Source organism: Marivirga salinae (assembly GCF_030503855.1).
GTDB lineage: Bacteria > Bacteroidota > Bacteroidia > Cytophagales > Cyclobacteriaceae > Marivirga > Marivirga salinarum.
Window position 1 is genome coordinate 2,865,620 of the sequence record NZ_CP129971.1, and the last position, 23,505, is coordinate 2,889,124.

The following is a 23,505-nucleotide window of genomic DNA, read 5'->3' on the forward strand; positions in this document are numbered from 1 at the left end:
TAAGGAAGGATAAAGCTGGAAAGTGGAAAAAACCCATTATAATGCTATCAAAATCCATTAAAATAACCTATTTTTGACCTTTTGGTAAAAACACTATGAGTACAGAAAAAGATAACAAGAACAAAGAATATTCAGCGGGTAATATTACCGTTTTAGAAGGCTTAGAAGCAGTTAGGAAAAGACCAGCCATGTATATTGGCGATGTTGGGGTTAAAGGACTTCACCATATGATTTGGGAAGTAGTGGATAACTCCATAGATGAAGCGATGGCAGGGCATTGTACCACCATAACTGTAGAGTTGAATGAAGATAATTCAGTTACCGTAATGGATGATGGTCGTGGTATCCCAGTTGATATTCATGAAAAGGAAGGTCGTTCGGCATTAGAAGTTGTAATGACGGTACTTCACGCTGGTGGTAAATTCGATAAAGATTCTTATAAAGTATCTGGTGGTCTTCACGGTGTAGGTGTTTCCTGTGTAAACGCCTTATCTACTATGCTAAGGGCTACTGTTTACAGTCGGGATGGTAAAATATACGAACAGGAATATTCTGAAGGTTTTCCTAAGGCACCTGTTAAACCAGTAGGTGAAACGGATATAACAGGAACTAAAATCCAGTTTAAGCCTGATGAAACTATATTCATTGAGTCTGTATATAAATATGAAACTGTTGCTTCTCGTTTGAGAGAATTAGCTTATTTGAATGCTGGAATTAAGATAAAATTACAAGATCATAGAGATAAAGACGAAGAAGGCAATTCTAAAGAAGAAAATTTCTTCTCTGAAGGTGGTCTATTAGAATTCGTAGAGTATTTGGATGTGAGCCGTGAAAAATTAATTCCTCAGCCTATTTATATGGAAGGGGAAAAGAATGGTGTTCCTGTTCAAGTGGCTTTAAATTATAATACTTCCTATAGCGAAAATGTTGTTTCTTATGTGAATAACATTAATACTATTGAAGGAGGTACTCATGTTTCTGGTTTTAGAAGAGCTTTAACTAGAACTCTTAAAAGTTATGCTGATAAATCAGGGCTTTTAGAAAAACAAAAAATTGAAATAACCGGGGATGATTTTCGTGAAGGATTAACAGCTATTATTTCTGTAAAAGTAGCTGAGCCTCAATTTGAAGGACAGACTAAAACCAAATTAGGTAATTCAGATGTGATGGGCGCAGTAGAAAGCTGTGTATCTGAAACCTTGCAATATTTCTTAGAAGAAAATCCTAAGGCAGCTAAAACCATTGTTCAAAAAGTAATCTTAGCAGCACAGGCAAGAAATGCAGCTAAGAAAGCCCGTGAGATGGTGCAAAGAAAGAATGTGATGTCTGGGTCCGGATTGCCCGGTAAACTGGCGGATTGCTCTGAAAAAGATCCCTCTATTTGTGAAATATACTTAGTAGAGGGAGATTCAGCAGGTGGTTCAGCGAAACAAGGACGTGACCGTAATTTTCAAGCTATTCTACCATTGAAAGGTAAAATTTTGAATGTGGAAAAAGCGCAAGAGCATAAGATTTACGATAATGACGAGATTAAAAATATCTTAACTGCATTAGGTGTTCGTTTTGGAACGGAGGATGATGAAAAAGCCCTTAACCTTGAAAAATTAAGATATCATAAAATAGTGATCATGACCGATGCTGATGTGGATGGGTCCCACATACGTACACTTATCTTGACATTATTCTTCCGATATATGCGTGAATTGATCGATAAGGGATATGTATATATTGCTCAGCCACCTTTATATTTAATTAAAAGAGGGAAAACCGAGCGCTATGTATTTACTGAAGATGAAAGAGTGCAAGTAGTAAAAGAAATTTCTCCGGATGGAACTGAAGGAGCTGTTCATTTGCAACGATATAAAGGTTTGGGTGAAATGAATCCTGAGCAATTGTGGAGCACAACAATGGATCCACAGACTAGAAAAATGAAGCAAGTATCAGTGGAATCTGCCGCTGAAGCCGATCACTTATTTAGTATGTTAATGGGAGATGAAGTACCACCAAGAAGGGATTTCATTGAGAAAAATGCAAAATATGCTAAAATAGATATTTAAACATTTTGAATAAATCATTATTATTAAAGCCTGAGCCTAAAAGTTCAGGCTTTTTTGTTTTCAAAATTTAGATTATGATTGAAACAGCCAATAGAATTAAGAGTGTTGAGGAATATTATTTCAGTAAGAAATTACAAGAAGTAAGAAGTTTGGATAGTCCAGACTTCCCTGTGATTAATTTAGGAATAGGAAGTCCTGATTTGGCGCCACATCCTACTGTGATTCAGGCTCTGAATGATGCAGCAATTAAGCCAGATGTGCATGCTTACCAATCCTACAGAGGGATTCCTGAATTGAGAACTGCCATAGCAGGTTATTATGCTCAGTATTTTGATGTAAAATTAAGTGCTGAGAATGAAATATTACCCTTAGTGGGTTCTAAGGAAGGGATAATGCATATCACGCAGGCATTTGTTAATCCTGGTGATAGAGTATTGGTTCCTAATCCTGGATATCCAACTTATGGCGCTGTGGCAAATTTGGTTCAAGCAAACATAAAATATTATAATCTAAGAGAAGAAAATAATTGGCAATTAGATATCAATTTAATTGAAAAACTGGAGTTGGATAAAGTGAAATTATTTTGGCTGAATTCGCCCCACATGCCAACAGGAGTTCAATATTCTAAGGAAACACTTCAGAAATTAGTTGCTTTAGCTAAAAAGCACCAATTCTTAATAGTGAATGATAATCCCTATTCCATGATTTTGAATAAAGATTATCAAAGTATTTTGTCAATAGAGGGAGCTTCTGAAGTTGCTATCGAGCTAAATTCCTTAAGTAAATCCCATAATATGGCAGGTTGGAGATTAGGATGGTGCATGGGTAAAACTGAATTTATTGATGCCATTTTGAAAGTGAAAAGCAATATGGACAGTGGGATGTTCAAACCATTGCAAATAGCAGCATTCAAAGCCTTAAAATTAGGAGATGATTGGTTTGAAAGCTTAAATACAGTCTATAAAGAAAGAAGGGTTTTAGCTGAAAAGATTATAAATAAACTAGGCTGTTCCTTTGATGAAAATCAGCAAGGATTATTTTTATGGGCAAAATTACCAGCCAATATTTCTTCCTCTGAGGAACTGGTTGACCATTTACTTCATGAATATCGAGTTTTTCTAAGTCCAGGATTTATATTTGGAACACAAGGTCAAGGGTATATTAGAATTTCATTATGTGCTAATGAAAATCAATTTAAGACTGCATTAGATCGCTTTCAAAATTATCAACCATGAATAGTATTATTAATAGCCTTAGTGTATTTGGTTTAGGTTTAATAGGAGGGAGTTTTGCTTTAGCCATTAAGAATAAGTTTCCAGAAATTAAGGTTTATGGAGTGGATCAAAATCTAGAACATGCACGAAAGGCTTTGGAATTAAATATTATTGATGAAATCAAATCGGCTGATGATAATGAGGTATTGCAATCTGATTTAATAATTCTGGCTATTCCAGTGAGCGCAATACATGATATTCTACCTCAACTTTTATCTGATGTTTCTGAAAAGACTGTAATTATAGATGCTGGCTCAACCAAAGGCAGTATTTGTCAAAATATAAGTAAACATCCGAATAGAGAACAATTTGTAGCAGCGCACCCAATAGCTGGAACGGAATATTCAGGACCGGAAGCTGCTTTTCCTAAGTTATTTGAGGATAAGAAGAATATTATATGTGAGTTTGATTTAAGTAGTGAAAAAGCCCAAAAATATGCTAATTGGTTTTTTGAAACTGTAGGGATGAATAACATTTTTATGGATGCTGAAGACCATGATAAACATTTGGCTTACGTATCTCATCTTTCGCATATAAGTTCATTTATGCTGGGACTAACAGTATTGAACATCGAAAAGGATGAAGAGAATATTCTTAATTTGGCAGGAAGTGGATTTGCTAGTACGGTACGTTTAGCCAAAAGCTCTCCTGATATGTGGGCGCCAATATTCCAGCAGAACAAATCACATCTAAGCAAAGCATTAGATGAATATATTCTTCAATTACAGGTTTTTAAAGAGAATTTAGAAGAAGGAAATTCAGAAGAATTGAAAGCAATAATGCTTAAGGCAAATCAAATTAGGAAAGTGCTTAGTTGAATATAGGCCAAGTACTGATAACCTGAGTTCGACATTAATTTGGAAATTCAGATTTTTCACCCAAGGGGTGACCAGCCTATGGCTGGCATCCATTCAATAGACAAGGCGTCTTTTTGAAGATATAGCGAGCTATATCGAAGAAAGACAACGCAGTATATTGGATTATATGGGAAAGTTTTTCTGATTCCGCTTGTAAACAGCGATTTTCTTCCTAAAAATTTCTTACAATAGCCCGCTATTGCTTCAAAATTTTTAGTTGAAACTCATCCGCCAGCTGGCGGAGGTTCTGAATCCTAAATTAATAATCGAATTCAGGTTGATAGTGTTTTATAGTAAAAATGCACAAAATGAGTAAGGTTCTAGATTTAGATTTCCCTTATTTAAATTAGTATAAAATATCAGAGATCTACTTTGAATGCACTTTCCATGTGTGTATTGATTACATCAATCTTCATTTATAAGTCCATTTTGAACGGCATACATCACCAATCCCGCAGTATTTTTAGCATTTAGTTTGCTTAAAAGATTTTTTCGGTGGGTATTAACTGTATTTTGACTGATAAATAGTTCTTCGGCAATTTCCTGTGCCGTAAATTCTTTTGTGATCAATTTTAATACTTCGAGTTCTCTTCTGCTAAGTTGAATTAATGAGCTTTTAGCTTTTTTGCTAGTGAATACACTATTCATGTAATCATCTTTAACGGATTGACTAAAGTATTTTTCACCTTTATATATTTCTTTCAAAGCAGTAATTAATTCTTCTTTTTCAGCATTTTTAAGTAAATATCCATCGACTCCATTCTTTATACATTTTTGTACCATGCTTATTTCACTATGCGTACTTAAAATCAAGGTTTTGATATCAGGATAGTCATCTTTTATCTTTTTACTTAGTTCAATTCCGTCCATTTCCGGCATATTGATGTCTGTAACAATGATATCGATAGGATGCTTTTCAATCAAAGGGAAAACCATTTTCCCGTTTTCGCAAGTCTCAATTATTTTGAAATCATCAACATTATCCAAAAGCGCACTAATTCCTTCCAAAAACATGTGATGGTCATCTACTATTATTATGTTGATAGTTTTCTTCATTTTTATACTGTCTCTAATTTAACACCAGATTTGATATAGTAATCGATATCTATATTTATTATAGTGCCTCTTCCTTTTACCGAATCAATATTAAGGTTGCCATTCAAGGATTGTATTCTCGACTTGATATTTTGTAATCCCAGGCCGTTTGATTTCTCTTTGTAATCAAAACCTTGCCCATGGTCTTCTACTATTAAATTAATGTTATTAAGATTAGTCACTATTTGAACTTCTACAAAATCTGTTTTAGCATGTTTTATTATATTGGTAATCAGTTCTTGTAAAATTCTATAAATCTCAACTTTAAAATTATCATCAAGCTGATTAAGTTTTCTCTCATTATGAAATATATATTCTATCTCAAAAGTGGCTATTTCAGAAACATCGGATAGATATTTCTTCAAGAAATCTGCAAAAGAATGATTAAGCATTTCTGGTGGTGTGAGGTTATGCGAGATTGTTCTTACCTCAGAATATATAGTATCCACCCCTTTTATCAGTTTTTTCAGCTGCGTATTTTCGTTTGATGAATTCTCTAATGATTGTAATTTCATTTTTATGGCGGCCAATCCTCCAGCAATTCCATCATGCAATTCTTTTGCTATGCGTTCTTTTTCATTTTCCTGACCTTCTATCTGTGCTCTGATTGTTTTAATTTCAAATTCTCGTATTAGTTCTAGGGTTTTTTGTTGATTTACTTCCTCCGTTTTTGCAGCTAATTGCTCTTTGCTTTTTACTTTTTGTCTATATACAATTAGTAAAATGATTACAGGTACCAAAATTGAAATTGCGCTTATAATCACGATGTTTTTTATTAGAGCTTGACGTTTTAATTCATTTTCCTGATTGAGTATGTTTGCTTTTTGAAGCTCTCGATTTTTGTTTAAGATGTCTATTTTTTTATCTCTTTGTAGTAATTCATATTTGTTTTCCTGTTCTTCTAAAGATTTATTTAATAGTTCTTGTTCAAAGATGGCAATCTCCTTTTCCTGTTGAATTTCACGTAATGCTTTGTTTTTCCTTAATAATTCAATTTCCTTATCTTTCTTTTCGGTTTCATATTGAGCTAATAATTCCTCAGTTTTCATTTTATGCTCTAATGCGTTAATACTGTCTAATTGCTGATAGAATTTTTCAATATGAGTAAGCGCATTTTTGTAGTCTTTTAAGTTTTCATAACTATCAGAAATATTAGCATGAATATAGGGAGTATGTATTGAATTTATTCTGTTTGATATTGTTAGGCTTTTTTCATATTCCCTAATAGCCTTTTCATATTCTCCCATAGCATTATATGTCAGTCCAAGGCGATTATAACTTACAAGAAGATCTTTATCTAATTTCTTTCTTTCTTGAATCTCGATTGCTCTTTTAGTGGTTTCTAGCGCTTGTTCGTAAGCATTCTGTTGTAAATATGTATTGGCAATCCCGTTTAAAGGGGTTAAAGTGCAGTAATCATCATTAATTTCTTTGCAGGCTTCCAGGCTTTTTTGATAATATTCTCGAGCTTCATCATATAATCCCTGTTGATATTTTACTACTCCAATATTATTTATAGTAATGGCGTATTGATATCCTTTTTTACTGAGAGAAGCGCTTTCTTTAAATAATTCAGATGCTTTATCATAATGTTGCTGTTTAAGATAGATAGTTCCAATATTATTAATGAAAGGTGGGATTAGTTCATTGAAATTATGATCTCTAGCTATTTTCAATCCTTTGGTATAATAGGCTAGGCTTTCCTCTCGTTGGCCAGTTTCTTCTAAGAGTACACCAATTTCTTTATAACATTTACTGATCGCTTTATATTCCTTCTGGATTAAATAAGTTGATAGCGCTTTTTTTAACAACACTTTTGAAGAGTCATAATTTCCTTCGTTTAGGAGTAGTTTACCTAATCTGAAATAACTATCTGCCTCTTCTTTTTCCAACTTATATTGTTTACTTAAAGCAATTGCTTGGTTAATTAAACTTTTTGCCCGAGTAGGTTCTGAAGTAATTTTAGAATCAAAATCATCTAATAGGGCATGTACTCTTTCAACCACCTCCAGTTCATCTGTATTTCCTTGTGAAAAACCACTTGAACATAAGAAAAGGGAAATAATTGATGTAAGAATTATAAAACACAGTTTATCCATCTCAAGCGACTTTCATTATTGATTACATAATTAAGCATAGTTTCACAAAAAACACTCATCATTTTTAGTGATTTATTTTTATGGTTATTTCTAATGATGCTTATAGTCAATGACTTAACTAATTTTGATAAAATTAAATCGGAAGTTAAAACTAATTGAAGTTATCATGAAATGAGCATAAATTTTAGAATCCTCAACATACCAACTGAGGATAGCTTGCCTGCCTCTGGCAGGGATAAAATTTATTGAATTCCATGTGACCGTTGAAAGTAAACACTATACACATGAAAAATCAAATGTATTTAATGTTATTTTTTTCAGTACTCATCGGCAGTCTATTCCATTCGGTAGAAATTAAAGCCCAGGAATTAGGGAAATATATCGAACAATATGAAGGCAGAAAAGGGGCTAGAACCTTTAGGGTGAAATTACTAAGAATAGGAGAGAAGGAAAATGAAGAAGTTTTAATTCAAATCTCAGGTGTTGATGATCCAATTAGTGGCAAAATTTATAAGTATAAAAAAGAATGGCAACGTAGTGAAAAAAGATTCAAAAACTATCAATATGTGACTACACAAATTCCTGATAAAGAACGGTTTGCAACACTTCATTCCAATACTCAATACGGGAGTCAAGTATTGAAAGTCTATTTAATTGATAATCCTTCGGAAGCAATATCAATTTACCCGACAGAGTATCAGAAGAATTTAGATCCATTATTTATGTATGATCAGTACAAAAGACAGATGGAAGAAGTAAAGAAGTAGTAATAAAGGCTAAGCTCATTTTAATCTATACTTGTAATCAGCTTGCTGGACCACTCACCATTTTTAGTGATTTTTATACTTACTGTTTTATGATGGTTTATTCCATGCCATCCAATCCTAGATTTGCTATTGTTCAAATGTAAATGATTTGACCATTAACACATATATATTTTAATCTAAATCAGAACCTTTATTTGAAATGAAAAAACTACTACTATTAATTTCATTTTTTACATTTATTTCTTTGCTGTATTCAGCTAATAAGCTTTCAGCACAAAATTACCCTCCAGTTTTTGATAAAAATACTCTTAAAGGAACTAGGGGGATTACAATTCCTAAACCAGATGCTGATGACAGAAGTGGTTATGGCACTGATTTACAATTTATAGGTGATATTAATAATGATGGACTGGAAGATATAGCTATTTCTAGTGGAGCGACAACAGTTGATGGACTGGATAACGCAGGTAAGGCTTATATCATTTTCGGTTCTAATGATGAATTTGATTTTCCATTTGACCTGAGTACGCTGAATGGGAGCAATGGGTTCGTAATAGAAGGAGTTGTAGAAGGTGAAAGGAGAGGGAGAGAAGTTGCAGGCCCTGGTGATATTAATGGTGACGGAATAGATGATTTAATTATTGGTGGGGCAGGTAGTTATGATGTGAAAATTCTATATGGAAAACCGTCTTTTCCTTCTTTAATTGAATCTTCAGATATAGGCGGAAGTAATGGTTTTAGTATAGAAGTTTCAAAAAGTGGTTCTGTTGCTAAATTGGGAGATATCAATGGAGATGGAATTAATGATTTTATTATAGCTACCCCTGATAGTTTCAATGGCTTCAGTGCTTGTATAGTTTTTGGGCGATCTGATAATTTTCCATCAGAAATTGATGTTACATATCTTGATGGAGTAAAAGGTTTTAGAACCACTGATTTTATGGCATCTGGTCCTGGAGATCAAGTTGGAAGCGCTGGTGATATCAATAATGACGGAATAAATGATATTTTAATTGGAAGCAGGAATGGTTTCAGCCCTGAAAGATCAATCAGCTATGTATTGTTTGGTAAAAATGGAACATTTGACCCCTTAGTTGAAATAGAAGATGTTGACGGAAGTGATGGATTCAAAATCGATAACAGAGATAATAATTTTTTAACTTTTGTTGGCCCTATTGGTGATGTCAATGGTGATGGAATAGATGATTGCTTTTCTGAAAATAATATCATTTTTGGCTCTAATGATCCTTTTCCTGCTGAGATGATGATGGCAGATTTTGACGGGGATAACGGTTTTGTTGTGAAAGACATGCTTCTGTGTGCCGCCCCTGCAGGTGATCTTAATTTTGATGGTATTGATGATTTTATAATTGCTGACCCCAATATTAACATTGTATATGGCACAACAGATGGGTTCCCTTCTGAATTTGATAGGGCAGATATTGATGGAACTAATGGTTTTTTGATTGATGATATGGATCATTCTAATGTTGGAAGACCAATTGACGGGGGCAAAGATTTCAATGGTGATGGTTTGGATGACTTCATTTTTGGTGAATGGACTTATCGGTCTGAAAGTGTATATGTTGTTTTTGGTGGGGATCATTACGCAATTCCTTTTCATGATGACTATCCTAAACTGGAAAATATAACTACAGAGGGATTTTCCTTGCTTGTAAATGCAAAGGAAAAAGGTAAAGTTAATTATGCTGTTTTTGAAAGCAGTACTTATTATACTGTTGATTATGAGGAAATTAATGAAGGAACAGATGCAGTTTTACAGGGTAGTTTTCCAATAAATACCAAGGATACTGAAATCATTAATGTTATTGATGAACTGAAATCAAGCTCTCAATATGATGTTCATTTCTATTTTGAAGATGATGCTAATAATTTTGGAGAAATATTTTCATTTGAGGATATAGAAACATTATTTGACCCTGAAAGTGCTTTTGTAACAACTTGGGATACTGAAGAAGAGGGTGATACTAATAATGATCAAATAGAACTAAGAGTTTCTGGTGGATATTATGATATCTATTGGGAAAAGGTGACAGATCCTTCGGTAAATGGAGTTTTAGAAGATCAATCTGGAACCACTACTATTACATTTCCTGAACCAGGAGTTTATCAGGTTTCTTTACCAGAGAGTATTACTCGCTTTTATTTTCCGTTTTATAGTAATGATCCTGCCAAATTATTAACTGTGGAACAGTGGGGTGATGCTCAGTGGCAATCGATGGAGGATATGTTTTATGGTTGTTCCAATTTGACTATTCCAGCTGATGATATACCTGATTTATCAGAAGTAACTAGTATGAATTACATGTTCTACCAGGCTTCATCATTTAACAGTGACATCAATGATTGGGACGTATCTAATGTGACAGATTTTAGCTCTCTTTTTACATTTGCCCATAGTTTTAATCAAAACCTAAATAATTGGGATGTAAGCAATGCCACCACCATGAGAAGTACATTTTATGGTGCATCTTCTTTTAATTCTGATATTTCTAACTGGGATGTGAGCAATGTGACAGATATGTATTTTATGTTTTCCAATGCCACTTCTTTTAATCAGGATATCGGGGATTGGGATGTGAGTAAGGTTACAAAAATGGGTTGCTTATTTAGGGAGACACCATTCAATCAGGATATTGGAGAATGGAATGTGAGCAATGTTAAGAACATGAATGAGATGTTTAGAAAAGCATCAGCATTTAATCAGGATATAAGTGGCTGGGATGTAAGCCAAAATACGACTATGTATTTTATGTTTTCTGAAGCCTCTAGTTTTAATCAAGATATTGGAGGGTGGGATGTTGGAAATGTAGAAGATATGTATTCCACCTTCAGAGATTCACCGGCTTTTGATCAGGACCTTGGAGATTGGGATATTTCAAAGGTGGAAAATATCCGCATGTTTTTAGATGATAGCGGTCTTTCACCATGTAATTATTCTGCTACACTGGAAGGCTGGTCAAAATTATCTCTTCAAGATGGTTTGTTTTTTCATGCTGGGAATTCTAAATATCCATCTGAAGCTGCAGAATATAGGCAGTCCATTAAAGATGATTTTGGTTGGACTATTTATGATTACGGTGAACTATCAAATGAAGTAACTATTTCAACTAGTCAAGAGATTTCATGTCCTGGAGCATCAGAACGCCACTCTTGAGGGTGAGTCATCAATTAATGATGTTGAATTTAAATGGTTTAATGAGGAAGATGAGTTAATTGGTGAGGATGAAGTATTGGAAAATATTGGAGCTGGAACCTACACACTCAAAGTAGAAGCTACAGCTGATTGTTTTTATACTAAAGAAATTACACTCACTGACGGAACAGATACGGAGGCACCGGAGATTACTTGTCCTGATGATCAAAAATTAAATCCAGGTGAAAATCTTAAGGATTATACTTCTCTGGCAGTAGTATCCGATAATTGTGATTCTGATGTTTCAGTGAGTCAATCTCCTGAAGCAGGTACTGAATTTACAGAAGAAACAACAGTTACTTTAACTGCTGAAGATGCTAGTGGAAATACAAAAGCTTGTACTTTCATTATTGAAGTAACTCCTGATACTGAAGCACCTGAACTGACTTGTCCAGATAATCAAGAACTGGCCTGTGATGCTACAGTAATTCCAGATTATACTGATTTGGTAAGTGTTTCCGATAATAGAGATTCAAGTCCTGAAGTGACTCAATCTCCGGCAGCTAGGAGTCCTTTTACTGCAGGTATGACTATTTCCATAAAGGCAAAGGATGAAGCAGGAAATGAATCTACCTGTGAATTTTTGGTTAATCTTGAAGAGGATACTGAATCTCCTGCTATTGAATGCCCTGATGATCAGGAATTAATTCCAGGTGAAAATCTTAAGGATTATACTTCTCTGGCAATAGTATCCGATAATTGTGATTCTGATGTTTCAGTAAGTCAATCTCCTGAAGCAGGTACTGAATTTACAGAAGAAACAACAGTTACTTTAACTGCTGAAGATGCTAGTGGAAATTCAAAAACTTGTACTTTCGTTATTGAAGTAACTCCTGATACTGAAGCACCAGAACTGACTTGTCCAGATAATCAAGAACTGGCCTGTGATGCTACAGTAATTCCAGATTATACTGATTTGGTGAGTGTTTCCGATAATAGAGATACTAGTCCTGAAGTGACTCAATCACCGGTTGCAGGAAGTCCTTTTACTGCAGGTATGACTATTTCCATAAAGGCAAAGGATGAAGCAGGAAATGAATCAACTTGCGAATTTTTAGTCAATCTTGCAGCAGATACTGAATCGCCTGTTATTGAATGCCCAGAAGATCAGGAATTAATTCCTGGTGAAAATCTTAAGGATTATACTTCTCTGACAGTAGTATCCGATAATTGTGATTCTGATGTTTCAGTGAGTCAATCTCCTGAAGCAGGTACTGAATTTACGGAAGAAACAACTGTTACTTTAACTGCTGAAGATGCTAGCGGAAATACAAAAATCTGTACTTTCATTATTGAAGTAACCCCTGATACTGAAGCACCAGAACTGACTTGTCCTGATAATCAAAGTCTAGCCTGTGATGCAACTGAAATACCTGATTACACTGATTTAGTAAGTGTTTCTGATAATAGAGATGCAAGCCCAATTATCACACAATCGCCAGAAGCTGGAAGTGAATATACAGCAGGTATGACCATTACTATTTCGGCTGAAGATGAATCGGGTAACGTATCCAGCTGTGACTTTGTAGTCAACAGTGAGGAAGATACTGAATCTCCGACTTTAAGCTGCCTAGCACCTCAAACCGTAACAATTGGTGGAAGTTTAGCTGATTATACTTCACTTGTAACAGTTGAGGATAATTGTGATGCGGAACCTACAGTAAGTCAATCAGTTGCTCCTGGTACTGAGATTACAGAAGATATTACTATTACAATTACAGCTGAAGATGCTAGTGGAAATATAGAAAACTGTGAAATAGAGATTATTGCAACTTCAGAACCTGATACCGAAGCTCCTGAAATCACATGTCCAGATGATCAGTTTTTAGCCTGTGGAGCTACCGAAATTCAAGATTATACTGATTTGGTAAGTGTTTCTGATGATAGAGATCCAAATCCGATCATCACACAATCACCTGAGGCTGGAAGTGAATTTACAGAAGGTATGTCCATTACTATTTCGGCTGAAGATGAATCGGGTAATGTATCCAGTTGTGACTTTGTGGTCAACAGGGAGGAAGATACAGAATCTCCGACTATAAGCTGCCTAGCTCCTCAAACCATAACAATTGGTGGAAGCTTAGCTGATTATACTTCACTTGTAACCGTTGAGGATAATTGTGATGCTGAACCTATAGTAAGTCAATCAGTTGCTCCTGGTACTGAGATTACAGAAGATATTTCTATTACAATTACAGCTGAAGATGCAAGTGGAAATATAGAAAACTGTGAAATTGAAATAATTGCAACTTCTGATGCTGATACGGAAGCTCCTGAAATCACCTGTCCAGAGGATCAGGTTTTAGCTTGTGGAGCAACGGAAATCCCTGATTATACTGGTTTAGTAAGTGTTTCGGATGATAGAGACCCAAATCCGATCATCACACAATCGCCAGAAGCTGGAAGTGGATTTACAGAAGGTATGACCATTACCATTTCGGCTGAAGATGAATCGGGTAACGTATCCAGCTGTGACTTTGTAGTCAACAGTGAGGAAGATACTGAATCTCCGTCTTTAAGCTGCCTAGCTCCTCAAACCATAACAATTGGAGGAAGCTTAGCTGATTATACATCACTTGTAACGGTTGATGATAATTGTGATGCAGAACCTACAGTAAGTCAATCAGTTGCTCCTGGTACTGAGATTACAGAAGATATTACTATTACAATTACAGCTGAAGATGCAAGTGGAAATATAGAAAACTGTGAAATTGAAATAATTGCAACTTCTGATGCTGATACGGAAGCTCCTGAAATCAGCTGTCCAGAGGATCAGGTTTTAGCTTGTGGAGCAACGGAAATCCCTGATTATACTGGTTTAATAAGTGTTTCGGATGATAGAGATCCAAATCCGATCATCACACAATCACCTGAAGCTGGAAGTGAATATACGGAAGGAATGACCATTACTATTACTGCTCAAGATAATTCAGGAAATACTTCAACTTGTACATTTCAAGTTTCGGCAGAGGGTGATAATCTCAATTCGCTGACTTGTCCTGAGGAGCAAGAAATTTCACTGAATGAAAATTGTGAAGCTGTTTTACCTGATTTCAGAGATTTAGTTAAAGTTGATGCTAGTTGCAGCAGTATTGAAAGTATAAATCAATTTCCTGAACCAGGCTCTGTTATTAATGAAGATTCTGAAGTGATAATTGAAGTAGTAGATCAATCAGGGAATAAGACTTCCTGCAATTTTAATCTAAAAATAATAGGTGAAGGAATACCTCAAATTGAAGTTGGTGAAGATGTTGAAATTAATCTAGGGGAATCAGTAGAGCTAAGTGCTGAGAGTTCCTCTGATGGAAGTTATAAATGGTTTCCCGCACGTGGTCTAAGTAACACAACTATTTCAAACCCAATAGCTAGTCCTGATAAGAGTACCACTTATACTGTAATATTTACCAATTCTTTTGGATGTTCTATAGAATCGGAAATCACTGTCAATGTAGAGGAAGGTGTTCAAGTAGCAAAAGGCTTTTCACCGGATAATGATGGGATAAATGAAATATGGAAGATTGAAGGAATTGAAGAATATAGAAATAATGAAGTAGTCATCTATAATCGATGGGGAAATATAGTCTTTGCTATTAAAGGCTATGATAATCAGTATAATGTATTTGATGGAAATGCAAATCGGAATACAAGCTTAGGAGGGGGACAACTTCCTGAAGGTACATATTTCTATAAGATCAGATTTGCTGAAGGGCATTCTGATTTAGAAGGATTTTTAGTACTTAAAAGATAATAAACCTTAAAATTTAACCGCTTGATATGAAAAGATTTTTAATTCTTTTAGCTATTGGTATGATTGCATCTGTTGGTATGGCGCAACAGATGCCCGCCAATTACAATTATTTACTTGACCCATTTTCGATTAATCCTGCTGTTGCAGGATATGATATAGATCCTGTCTTTAACTTTTCTGCAAGAGGTTCTTTCCAAGGAATGGAAGGTTCTCCTCGGAGCATGTTTTTTTCGACACACGGGAAGGCTTTAAGTCCGAAAGTTGGCTTAGGAGCTAATTTTTATAGTGATAAAATAGGGGTGACGAGCACAAATGGTGTTTATGGTAGTTATTCCTATTCGCTAATTTCAAAAAACAAAAATTCTTTTACTTCCTGGGGATTTCATCCAAATGTTTTGTCTTTTGGCTTGCGAGCAGGAGTGTCATTTTTTAATGAAAGCCTTAGAAGTCTAAAAGTAGATGATGATCCTAATTTTGAAAAGAATATATCAATTGTTAGACCTAGTGTTGGAGTAGGTCTTTATTTTAGTAAAAATAAATTTTTTGCTGGACTTTCTATTCCAGAGGTATTGACAGTATGGGAAAATGAAAATCTGAATTTGAACAGACACTTATTTCTTAATGCGGGATATGAACTTATATTAAATCATACTTCTAAAATCCAATTGAATAGTTTGATAAAAGTGGTAAAAGGTTCTCCTATTCAAGCCGATGGAAATGCAATATTGGAGTTTAAAGACAAAATCAAAGTTGGGCTAGGATACAGATCTGTTTCTTATGTAAATTTTATGATAGGATTCCAGTTCATTAATGATTTAGACTTTAATTATTTTTATGAGCTTCCTTTATCATCTTCTGTCAAACAAATGAATTTCAATATTCATGAAGTGAGTTTACGATATAGGCTTGGAAGATAATGAGTATAGCAGAAAATAGAGGATTTGGTTTAACAGTTATAAGATTTAAACTAAAATGAAGAATACGGATTGATCTACATCAGTAAACACCTGAATTTGAAGATGATTCTTTAAAAACCTTCATTATTTCAGCTATTACTTTTTCTCTGTTATTTGTTAATCCGTGACTATCGTTTTCAAATATTTGTAGATCAACATTTTTGCTATATTTTTTTAAACTATCCGCTAACATGAGTGCCTGTGAATGATGAACATGCTCGTCAGTGTTACTGTGCAAAATTATGTAGGGGATATCAGGTAATTCATTTGTCCAATAATTTGCAGATCTTGCCTGAAGTACTTCTTTTGGCTTTTCATTATAGTCGGGGATTAATTCTTGGTAAACACCTTCCATCTCAGGGTGATGTTTTAAAGTGATCTCTAGGTCAGAAACACCACCTATGGCTGCTGAAGATTTAATTTTATCACCCTTGTAATTCTTTAGGGTCAAATAATTCATCATTCCACCTCTGCTAATTCCCAATAAATTAATATTATTTGTGTCTGCTTTCTCAATTTCATGTAAATGAGAAATCAAATTAATATTGTCCATAACATCTGCTCCACCAAACTCTTCTTTACCTTCACTTCCGCTATTTCCTCTATAGTTAGAAGCTACTACCACAAAGCCTTCAGCTGCAAATGGAGCCATTACTTCCACCGCAGTAGCCACCAATAGTCTGCCTAATTCCTGATTTCCACCTCTATTTAAAATAATCACGGGATATTTCCCAGGTTTTTTAGGCTGAACCATAAATCCAGATACTAACAGACTGTCGCTATAGTAAGCCATTGAAAATATTTCGACTTCATCTAAGTGGGTGAATAATTCAGGATGATGATCTATTTTTTTTGCAATAGGAGCGGCCATATAATCTACCGTCTTTAGTAAAATATTCTGCCCACTAAATTCCGCAATATTCTCTTTAACATCATGTCCTTCCTTCTTGCTATTGCAGCTAAGGAAAGTGGATAAAACTATGGTGGTTAAATATAAGGTGGTTTTCATAATGATGAAATTAAATCTCTTCAATAGACTGTTGATACATATTAAAAAACAAAAATGGTAGGAAAGCGAAAGCTAAAATGACAAATGCAATAATAAATGTGATGTTGGCAAAAAAGTCATTGGTAAATCTGAGCCATGTGGAAATCACAAAAATTACTACAGCTGATTGCCCAAAAACCCACTGAAATAATACTCTTTTTGTCGAAAGTTTATGAGTTCGCCATTTATAATAAAAAACTAAAGGAAAACAAATAAGCCCTGCAACTGTGCCTCCTACGTAAAGCATAATAAATGAATAGGGCAACTGTAGGATTTTGAATAGAAATCCAATTACGAATATGAAGCTAAATAGCCATCCAGATATATAGATGATCTTTTTCATGTGAATAGTGTTTACTTTTAAAGGTCACAACTTGTCCCGTATTTATATGGATGGAATTCGCATCAAATCTATTCATCCTTCGGTTGGTATATTAAGGATTCTAGATTTATGCTCATTTCATGCTTGTTTTTGGTTTAGAGTTTCTTTTTGACTGGTTTTATACATTCTGAAAAATAGGAATGGTAGGAACAGCATACCAAAAATCAACATGCCTAATCCGAAAATTACTGCGGCACCTTGCAAATGCAATACTTTAAATCCACTACCAATCAGGATAAGCATTATACTTAATGTCCCAAATATCCATTTTAGTTTTTCAGACATCACATTAAAAACCTTGTATTTAAATTTATTGATCAACAATAAAGGCAAGAAAATAAATGATATACCCAGTAAACCTGAGAATAACATTATGTTAGCGCCAGGAAAGTGCATGACTTTGAAAAATGCTCCCGCAGTTGTTGATAGGGCAAATAAATAGCCTGAAATGTAAGTGAACTGTTTCATGAGTATTATTTTTTTATGGTTTAATAAAAACAAAGTTTCGAAATGTATTTCTTCAAATCCATTTGGAGTGGTTTGTTGGTATGCTTTCTCGTAAGCGCCTTCAAAAGAATTTCCTCTTTGCATTTCAATTTCTACCAAGCAACAAAAGTGATCAATCAAGTCGTCTTGAATTTCTTTAGAGGCAATCCCACTCTTTTTAATTTTTTGGTTGATAAAAGAAAATTGTTCATCCGTAATCATAGTGCAGGCGATGTTTTGTTGTCCGTAAAAATTATTTTGTTCAAGGTCTCCATAAAATCTTCTAACTCTTTCACCACAATCTTTTTCTCACCCTGTCCTTTAGGAGTTAATGTATAATATTTCCGTACCCTTTTGCCAATTTTCACTTCTTCAGTGGTTAAAATCCCATCTTTTAAAAGCTTATGAAGGGTGGGATATAGGCTTCCATCTTTAATCAAGATTTTACCATCTGAAATATCCTTTACCTTTTGGCAAATTTCATAGCCGTACATTTTTCCGTTTTCTTCGAGAAGTTTTAAAATGATAACTCCTAGCGTGCCTTTTAATAATTCTTTTGAATACATAGCACAAAAATACATCATAATACGATGTATCAAAATATAATGTTAAATAATTTTATGAAATTCAATCTTATAATAAATGTATTTTATGATTTTGAACAGTTAAATCACTGTCTAATTTAAAATTGAGAGGTTTTTGTAGATAAATTAAACTTTGTAATACTTAAAAGGCAGGCTTTTATTGCCTGCCTCTGTAAGCTAATTTGTGTTATAGTTATTTACCTTAGATAATAATAGGTATGGGTTTTCAAGCTTATTTACCAACCTTATCGATCAATTTAAATGGATTAACCTGCCGGAGGTTTAATGAAAAACGGATATGATCCCTGAAACTAACAAAGCTTTCCACTACACCATTATAGTTAGTTCCTACTAGAGGGAAATAAAAACCTAGCGCATTATTAAATAGGTCTATTTTTAAACCAGAACCGTAGTAAACATCATTTGAAATCAGACCTAGATCACCGTAGAGAGAAACTAGATTGGTAAATGGCATGTCAATATCTACATTGGCTGCAGCGAGCCAATTATTGCTAATAGCAATTGGTAAGAATGCTCGAAAGCCTCCATCTTCCAAATTTGTTTGATGCTCAAATGCTGTAAAAGTATTCGAGATCTGTGCTCTATCTAAAAAAGTGGTTTCCATTAGGTAATCTGTGCTACCATTCATTCTTAATAGAAATGAAGGATGTACATTATCATTATTTAAAAATGAGCCAAAGAATAAATTTAGTGAAGCAAATCTTCCTTTCTTATATTGATGTTTAACTTTAGCCTTATTTTTCCAAAGTGTAAAATCCTGAAGTTTATATTGAAGTTCACTATTGAAGCTATATTCTGTGAGAGCATTTCCATTTTCAATATTATAGATAGCAGATACAATTTGATAATCTGATTCATAAGTGGGTTGTAATTCCGTATCCACCCCAATTGCTGTATATCTAAATTTTAACCACTGTTTAGGACTTGTCCTTAGTTTTTTCGGCTTGAACGTAAACGTGATAGTAGGTTCGGCTTTTTGATAGCCAGCATATTGTTTGGCTTCACCTCCAAAAGTAATTTTCTGAAAAACTTCGGATGGATATACAGAATAATTTACTTCAGCAGAACCTGCCATTTGATTTAGCCCAAAACTATACATAGGCATGATAACATAATTAAATTTTTTCTGAGGAACCACATTATTATAAAAAACTGCACCAAGCATATATTTATCTCGAGTATTAGCACCCATAGTGGGGATAAAATTTATGCGCTTTTCAGGCCCTGTTTCTATACCTCCTATAAGTCCAATATCCAACCCATCATTTTTCTTAAATGCCTTATTTAAATAAGCTTGATTGTCTTGCCAATATAGTTCTAGAGTATGATGTTCGGGGTCAATAATGACTTTGTCGATCTTATTATCTGGTAATTCAATTTCTTTTTTTCCTACAAAACCTTCAAGATAACGATTCATGATAGTATCCTGGCCTGAAAGTGCAACAATTGGGACAGGTGAAGCTATTCTACCCTTGTTTTTTAAAGTAATATTATAGCCCTTTCCTGAATTGTCAATTTTACTAATCTTATAATCAACTTTTTTTGTGCTTTTTAAAAGATCATCAAAAAACCATTCAAGATTTTTATCACATTCTTTTTCAAAAATGGCTCTAAAATCTTCAGGTTTTGGATGTTTAAATTTCCATTGATCATAATATAACTTCATGATGCGGTCAAATTCTTCCTGTCCTAAGTATTGCGATAAATGAGAAAAAGCCATGGCCGATTTCATATAAACCATAGTGCCATAATTCATTGAAGTATATTCACCTGCTTCTAGGTCAAGTGGCTGATCAAGGTTTCTGCGTGCATTAAGTAAATAAGATAATTCAGTTATTTTACTATATTCCAATTTGTCAAACTGAGTAGTTTTTGCGACCCATTTTCCAAACTCATTGTCTTCCTCCAGCCCCGTCAAAGTGATTAGTTTCAGCGCTGGGTATTTAGTTTCAATATAACGGTTTTCATAAAGGGAATTAATACCTTCATCCATCCAGGGATGTTTTCTTTCATTACTAGCTAAAATTCCGTAAAACCAATTATGGCCTATTTCATGTGTAGTAACTTGATCTAGCGCAAAAGGACTGTTTCCACCCAATACAGTAATGGTTGGGTATTCCATGCCTGCACCTGCACTAAGTGCACCGTCAACCACAGTCACCACATCGTATGGATAATCACCTATCCACTTGGAATAATAAAAAGTGGCGTCTTGCATATATTGTATGATATCCTGCCATACTTCATAGTTTTTTTTATTGAAAAGTGCATATAGTTTTACTGTACGCCCTGAATTAGGTAATTCTATTTCACCTTTAAGCACTTCATAAGTTTGATCGGCAAACCATGCAAAATCATGGACATTATCCTGGGTATAGCTAATGGTTTTGTATATTCGATTTGTTGGTGCCTCATTAGCACTTTCCGAATCAGTAGCATCTGAAGATTGTTCTGACAGTAAATGCTGCTTATCGGTTTTGGCCAGAGAGTCAAGAAAACTAATTTCCTTTTCAGTGTTTAAGTTACCTGTTGCGCCTACTACATAGGTTTCAGGAATCGTTATGGATACTTCAAAGCTTCCGAATTCCGAGTAAAATTCTCCTTGATCAAGATAGGGCATAGGATGCCAACCATCTTCATCATATACGGCTGGCTTTGGATACCATTGTGTAATTTGATATTGCTTTCCTACGTGGCCAAGCCTTGAGAAAGAATCAGGAAGTTTTACTTTGAATGGTGTGCTAATCATTATTTTTTCACCTGGAGCTAATGAATTTTTCAGGTATACTTTTGCAATATCCTCATGCTTTGGATGGTATTCCCATTTCAAAATCTGACCATTTGTTTTAAAATTCAGACTGTCAATATAGCCTTTTTTAGCATCCTCGGAAAAATGAAATCGGGAGGAGCCGTTTGCTATCTGCTGCTTTGCGAAGGCAGTTTTACAGTTTTTATAAGCATTGGGCCATAGATGAATCCATATAAAATCAAGTTTGTCCGGTGAATTATTGATATATTCTATTTCTTCGTAAGCGTGAAGGGTATGAGTGTTATCATTAAGCTTAACTTCAATGTCATAATTAACCTCTTGTTGCCAATAGTTATTCTGTGCATGGAGCATTATAGCCTGCATCAATAAATAAGTACAAATAATAATTTTTTTCATTTGGTTTAAGTTGATGTTTTAAAAAGTTGTTTTGTTGCTAAGTTGATGCATTTTTTCAAACAAAGGTTGCAGAATAATCAAACAACACATTTGTTAAGTAAAGAAAAGTAGCTAATTTAATTGTTAAAATTCGAGAATAAATTTTTTATTAAATATTTTTGAAGTGATTCAAAATTGATAAATTTTAAATCAAATGAACCGTTATTAATTATCTCCAAAAATGAAAAAACACTTTAAATTTATACTACGTGTTATTTTAATTTTATTTATAGCTGAAATGAGTTTTCACTTTTTTTCGGGCATGCTTTTTCCTTTTGTTTCGAATGAATAGTGATCTTTTATTTAAGATAGCTTTTAATTTCATTTAGATTCGTGCTATTAAATTCTTTAATATATTTTCCATCAGGATCAATCAAAACATAAGTTGGATAACCTCCAACATTGAAATAGGAGCGCATTTCCGAATTCCCATCCACTAGGGTTTGAGCGTATTTTATATTGAATTTATCAATTGCTTTTAAAAATCTTTCTTCAGTATCTACTGGGTCAATTCCGATTATACTGAGATTTTCATTCTCTTTTTCTAAAGCATTAAGTTTCGGTACAGCTTTGAGACATGGTTGGCAGCCAGAGTACCAAAAATCCAGTAATACATATTGGTCTTTATAATCGGATAATTTCTTAGTAGATTGATCTAATAATTCAAATTGAAAGTCTGGTACTTTTTTACCTTCTTTTAACTGATTCATTTTAGCTTTCAGAACTTGAGCAAATTTTAGAATTGTTGGATTTATTGGGTTGTTTAGTATTTTTTCTAAAGTGCTATTGATCAAACTGTCGTTCGGTTCAAAATTGAATGATCCATACAGTATATTGTTAAGCATGATTAATTCAACAAACTGTTCCAGCGTATCATTTGGAACGTATTTCGCTTCATCTAACAAATAAAGAGTTGGCTTTGATGGAGGTACATCGCTTTCAATTAAATCAAAAGAATTAGCTTTAATTGGATATACATTATTTATAAGCATGATGAATGCTTTGTTATCCAATAAAACCCCATTGTTTATAATGTCATTTTCTAATTCCTTAAACTGTTTAGTATTTTTTAATGTATTAAATTCCTTGTGCTTCAATTCATAAAATATAATGTCTTCTGCATATTCTGTAAGTGCTTTCGAGTCAATTAATTGCTTTATTTCTTCAATATATTTTTCATAATTCGAATCATAATTTTTCTTTTCCTTACCTATTAGATTAGTGTTCTTTTTTTGAAATTCTTCAAACTGTTTTTGATTTTCTGCCAGTAAATAGTTCAGAGGGTCTTCAGAATCTACATTTAGCTTACCATTTTTTGACTCTAAGTTATAGGTAAATCCTGGTTGTAAATAAATCCCATAGCTATTGTCGGCAATTTTCAAATTGTAGAAATCAGCCTTTTCTAATTCAAAAATATAAACTTCATTTGTAGGTTGAATTTCTTTAAAAGCATAATATTCAGGAATGAAATGTTGATCAGTTTTTTCCAAAATCAGCGTTTCGTCTTGCCATTCATTTGCTGAAAACTTAATTTTCGTTTTCTTTTGTGCCTGAGTTTGGCAGATTAACAATAGATTAATGCAAAACAAGCTTACAATTAGACGCATTTTCTTTAATTTGTTGTTTAAGGTTGAGTTCAAGTCCCAAACTAAAATTTTCTTCTTTATTGAACAAATAAGCTAAAAGCTTTTTAAATTTAGAAATTGAAT

Annotated in this window: 15 protein-coding genes; 7 read left to right on the forward strand and 8 right to left on the reverse strand. The window is 33.9% G+C overall.

The features are described 5' to 3' along the window. The first annotated feature begins 95 nt into the window (after nt 1-95). The 3 genes from gyrB to QYS49_RS12050 all read left to right on the forward strand — a co-directional run bounded on the left by gyrB (nt 96) and on the right by QYS49_RS12050 (nt 4,149). Nucleotides 96-2,057: a DNA topoisomerase (ATP-hydrolyzing) subunit B gene (gene gyrB / locus QYS49_RS12040; protein WP_308347548.1), complete on the forward strand. Its 1,962-nt coding sequence runs from the start codon at nt 96-98 to the stop codon at nt 2,055-2,057. 74 nt (nt 2,058-2,131) lie between these two features. Next, nucleotides 2,132-3,292: a pyridoxal phosphate-dependent aminotransferase gene (locus tag QYS49_RS12045; protein WP_308347549.1), complete on the forward strand. Its 1,161-nt coding sequence runs from the start codon at nt 2,132-2,134 to the stop codon at nt 3,290-3,292. Beyond that, entirely contained in the window at nt 3,289-4,149 is an 861-nt protein-coding gene (locus tag QYS49_RS12050) for a prephenate dehydrogenase (RefSeq protein ID WP_308347551.1), read from the forward strand. Before QYS49_RS12045 ends, QYS49_RS12050 begins: the two co-directional genes overlap by 4 nt. A 444-nt stretch (nt 4,150-4,593) precedes the next feature. Here QYS49_RS12050 and QYS49_RS12055 read toward each other — a convergent pair whose 3' ends face one another. Together QYS49_RS12055 and QYS49_RS12060 are read right to left on the reverse strand one after the other, a co-directional pair. Next, complete coding sequence (locus QYS49_RS12055) at nt 4,594-5,244, reverse strand: response regulator transcription factor (protein ID WP_308347552.1); 651 nt, start codon at nt 5,242-5,244, stop codon at nt 4,594-4,596. A gap of 2 nt (nt 5,245-5,246) precedes the next feature. Beyond that, nucleotides 5,247-7,382, reverse strand: a complete 2,136-nt coding sequence (locus tag QYS49_RS12060; protein WP_308347553.1) for an ATP-binding protein — start codon at nt 7,380-7,382, stop codon at nt 5,247-5,249. A gap of 284 nt (nt 7,383-7,666) precedes the next feature. Between QYS49_RS12060 and QYS49_RS12065 the strand changes: the two genes are divergently transcribed. The 4 genes from QYS49_RS12065 to QYS49_RS12080 all read left to right on the forward strand — a co-directional run bounded on the left by QYS49_RS12065 (nt 7,667) and on the right by QYS49_RS12080 (nt 16,031). Further along, the gene (locus QYS49_RS12065) at nt 7,667-8,149 is read left to right on the forward strand and encodes a hypothetical protein (protein WP_308347555.1); all 483 of its coding nucleotides are present in this window, start codon (nt 7,667-7,669) and stop codon (nt 8,147-8,149) included. Nucleotides 8,150-8,348: 199 nt separating this feature from the next. Continuing rightward, a complete protein-coding gene (locus tag QYS49_RS12070) occupies nt 8,349-11,327 on the forward strand; it encodes a BspA family leucine-rich repeat surface protein (RefSeq protein WP_308347556.1) in 2,979 nt (992 codons plus the stop codon). A gap of 76 nt (nt 11,328-11,403) precedes the next feature. After that, nucleotides 11,404-15,114: an HYR domain-containing protein gene (locus QYS49_RS12075; RefSeq protein ID WP_308347557.1), complete on the forward strand. Its 3,711-nt coding sequence runs from the start codon at nt 11,404-11,406 to the stop codon at nt 15,112-15,114. A 26-nt stretch (nt 15,115-15,140) separates the two neighbouring features. Continuing rightward, nucleotides 15,141-16,031 (forward strand): PorP/SprF family type IX secretion system membrane protein, encoded by an 891-nt coding sequence (locus QYS49_RS12080; RefSeq protein WP_308347558.1) that lies wholly within the window; start codon nt 15,141-15,143, stop codon nt 16,029-16,031. Nucleotides 16,032-16,110: 79 nt separating this feature from the next. Here the strand turns inward: QYS49_RS12080 and QYS49_RS12085 are convergent, their stop codons facing one another. From QYS49_RS12085 to QYS49_RS12110, 6 genes are all read right to left on the reverse strand, one after another. Next, a complete protein-coding gene (locus QYS49_RS12085; RefSeq protein WP_308347560.1) occupies nt 16,111-17,079 on the reverse strand; it encodes an alpha/beta hydrolase family protein in 969 nt (322 codons plus the stop codon). Nucleotides 17,080-17,089: 10 nt separating this feature from the next. Continuing rightward, complete coding sequence (locus tag QYS49_RS12090; protein ID WP_308347561.1) at nt 17,090-17,461, reverse strand: hypothetical protein; 372 nt, start codon at nt 17,459-17,461, stop codon at nt 17,090-17,092. Between the two features lie 117 nt (nt 17,462-17,578). Beyond that, nucleotides 17,579-18,208: a hypothetical protein gene (locus QYS49_RS12095; protein WP_308347562.1), complete on the reverse strand. Its 630-nt coding sequence runs from the start codon at nt 18,206-18,208 to the stop codon at nt 17,579-17,581. Continuing rightward, nucleotides 18,205-18,567: a PadR family transcriptional regulator gene (locus tag QYS49_RS12100; RefSeq protein WP_308351584.1), complete on the reverse strand. Its 363-nt coding sequence runs from the start codon at nt 18,565-18,567 to the stop codon at nt 18,205-18,207. The genes QYS49_RS12095 and QYS49_RS12100 overlap by 4 nt, the downstream gene beginning before the upstream one ends. A gap of 235 nt (nt 18,568-18,802) precedes the next feature. After that, on the reverse strand, nt 18,803-21,757 hold the full coding sequence (locus QYS49_RS12105; protein ID WP_308347564.1) for a M1 family metallopeptidase: 2,955 nt from the start codon (nt 21,755-21,757) through the stop codon (nt 18,803-18,805). Nucleotides 21,758-22,095: 338 nt separating this feature from the next. Beyond that, nucleotides 22,096-23,403, reverse strand: a complete 1,308-nt coding sequence (locus QYS49_RS12110) for a TlpA family protein disulfide reductase (protein ID WP_308347565.1) — start codon at nt 23,401-23,403, stop codon at nt 22,096-22,098. Between the last annotated feature and the right edge of the window lie 102 nt (nt 23,404-23,505).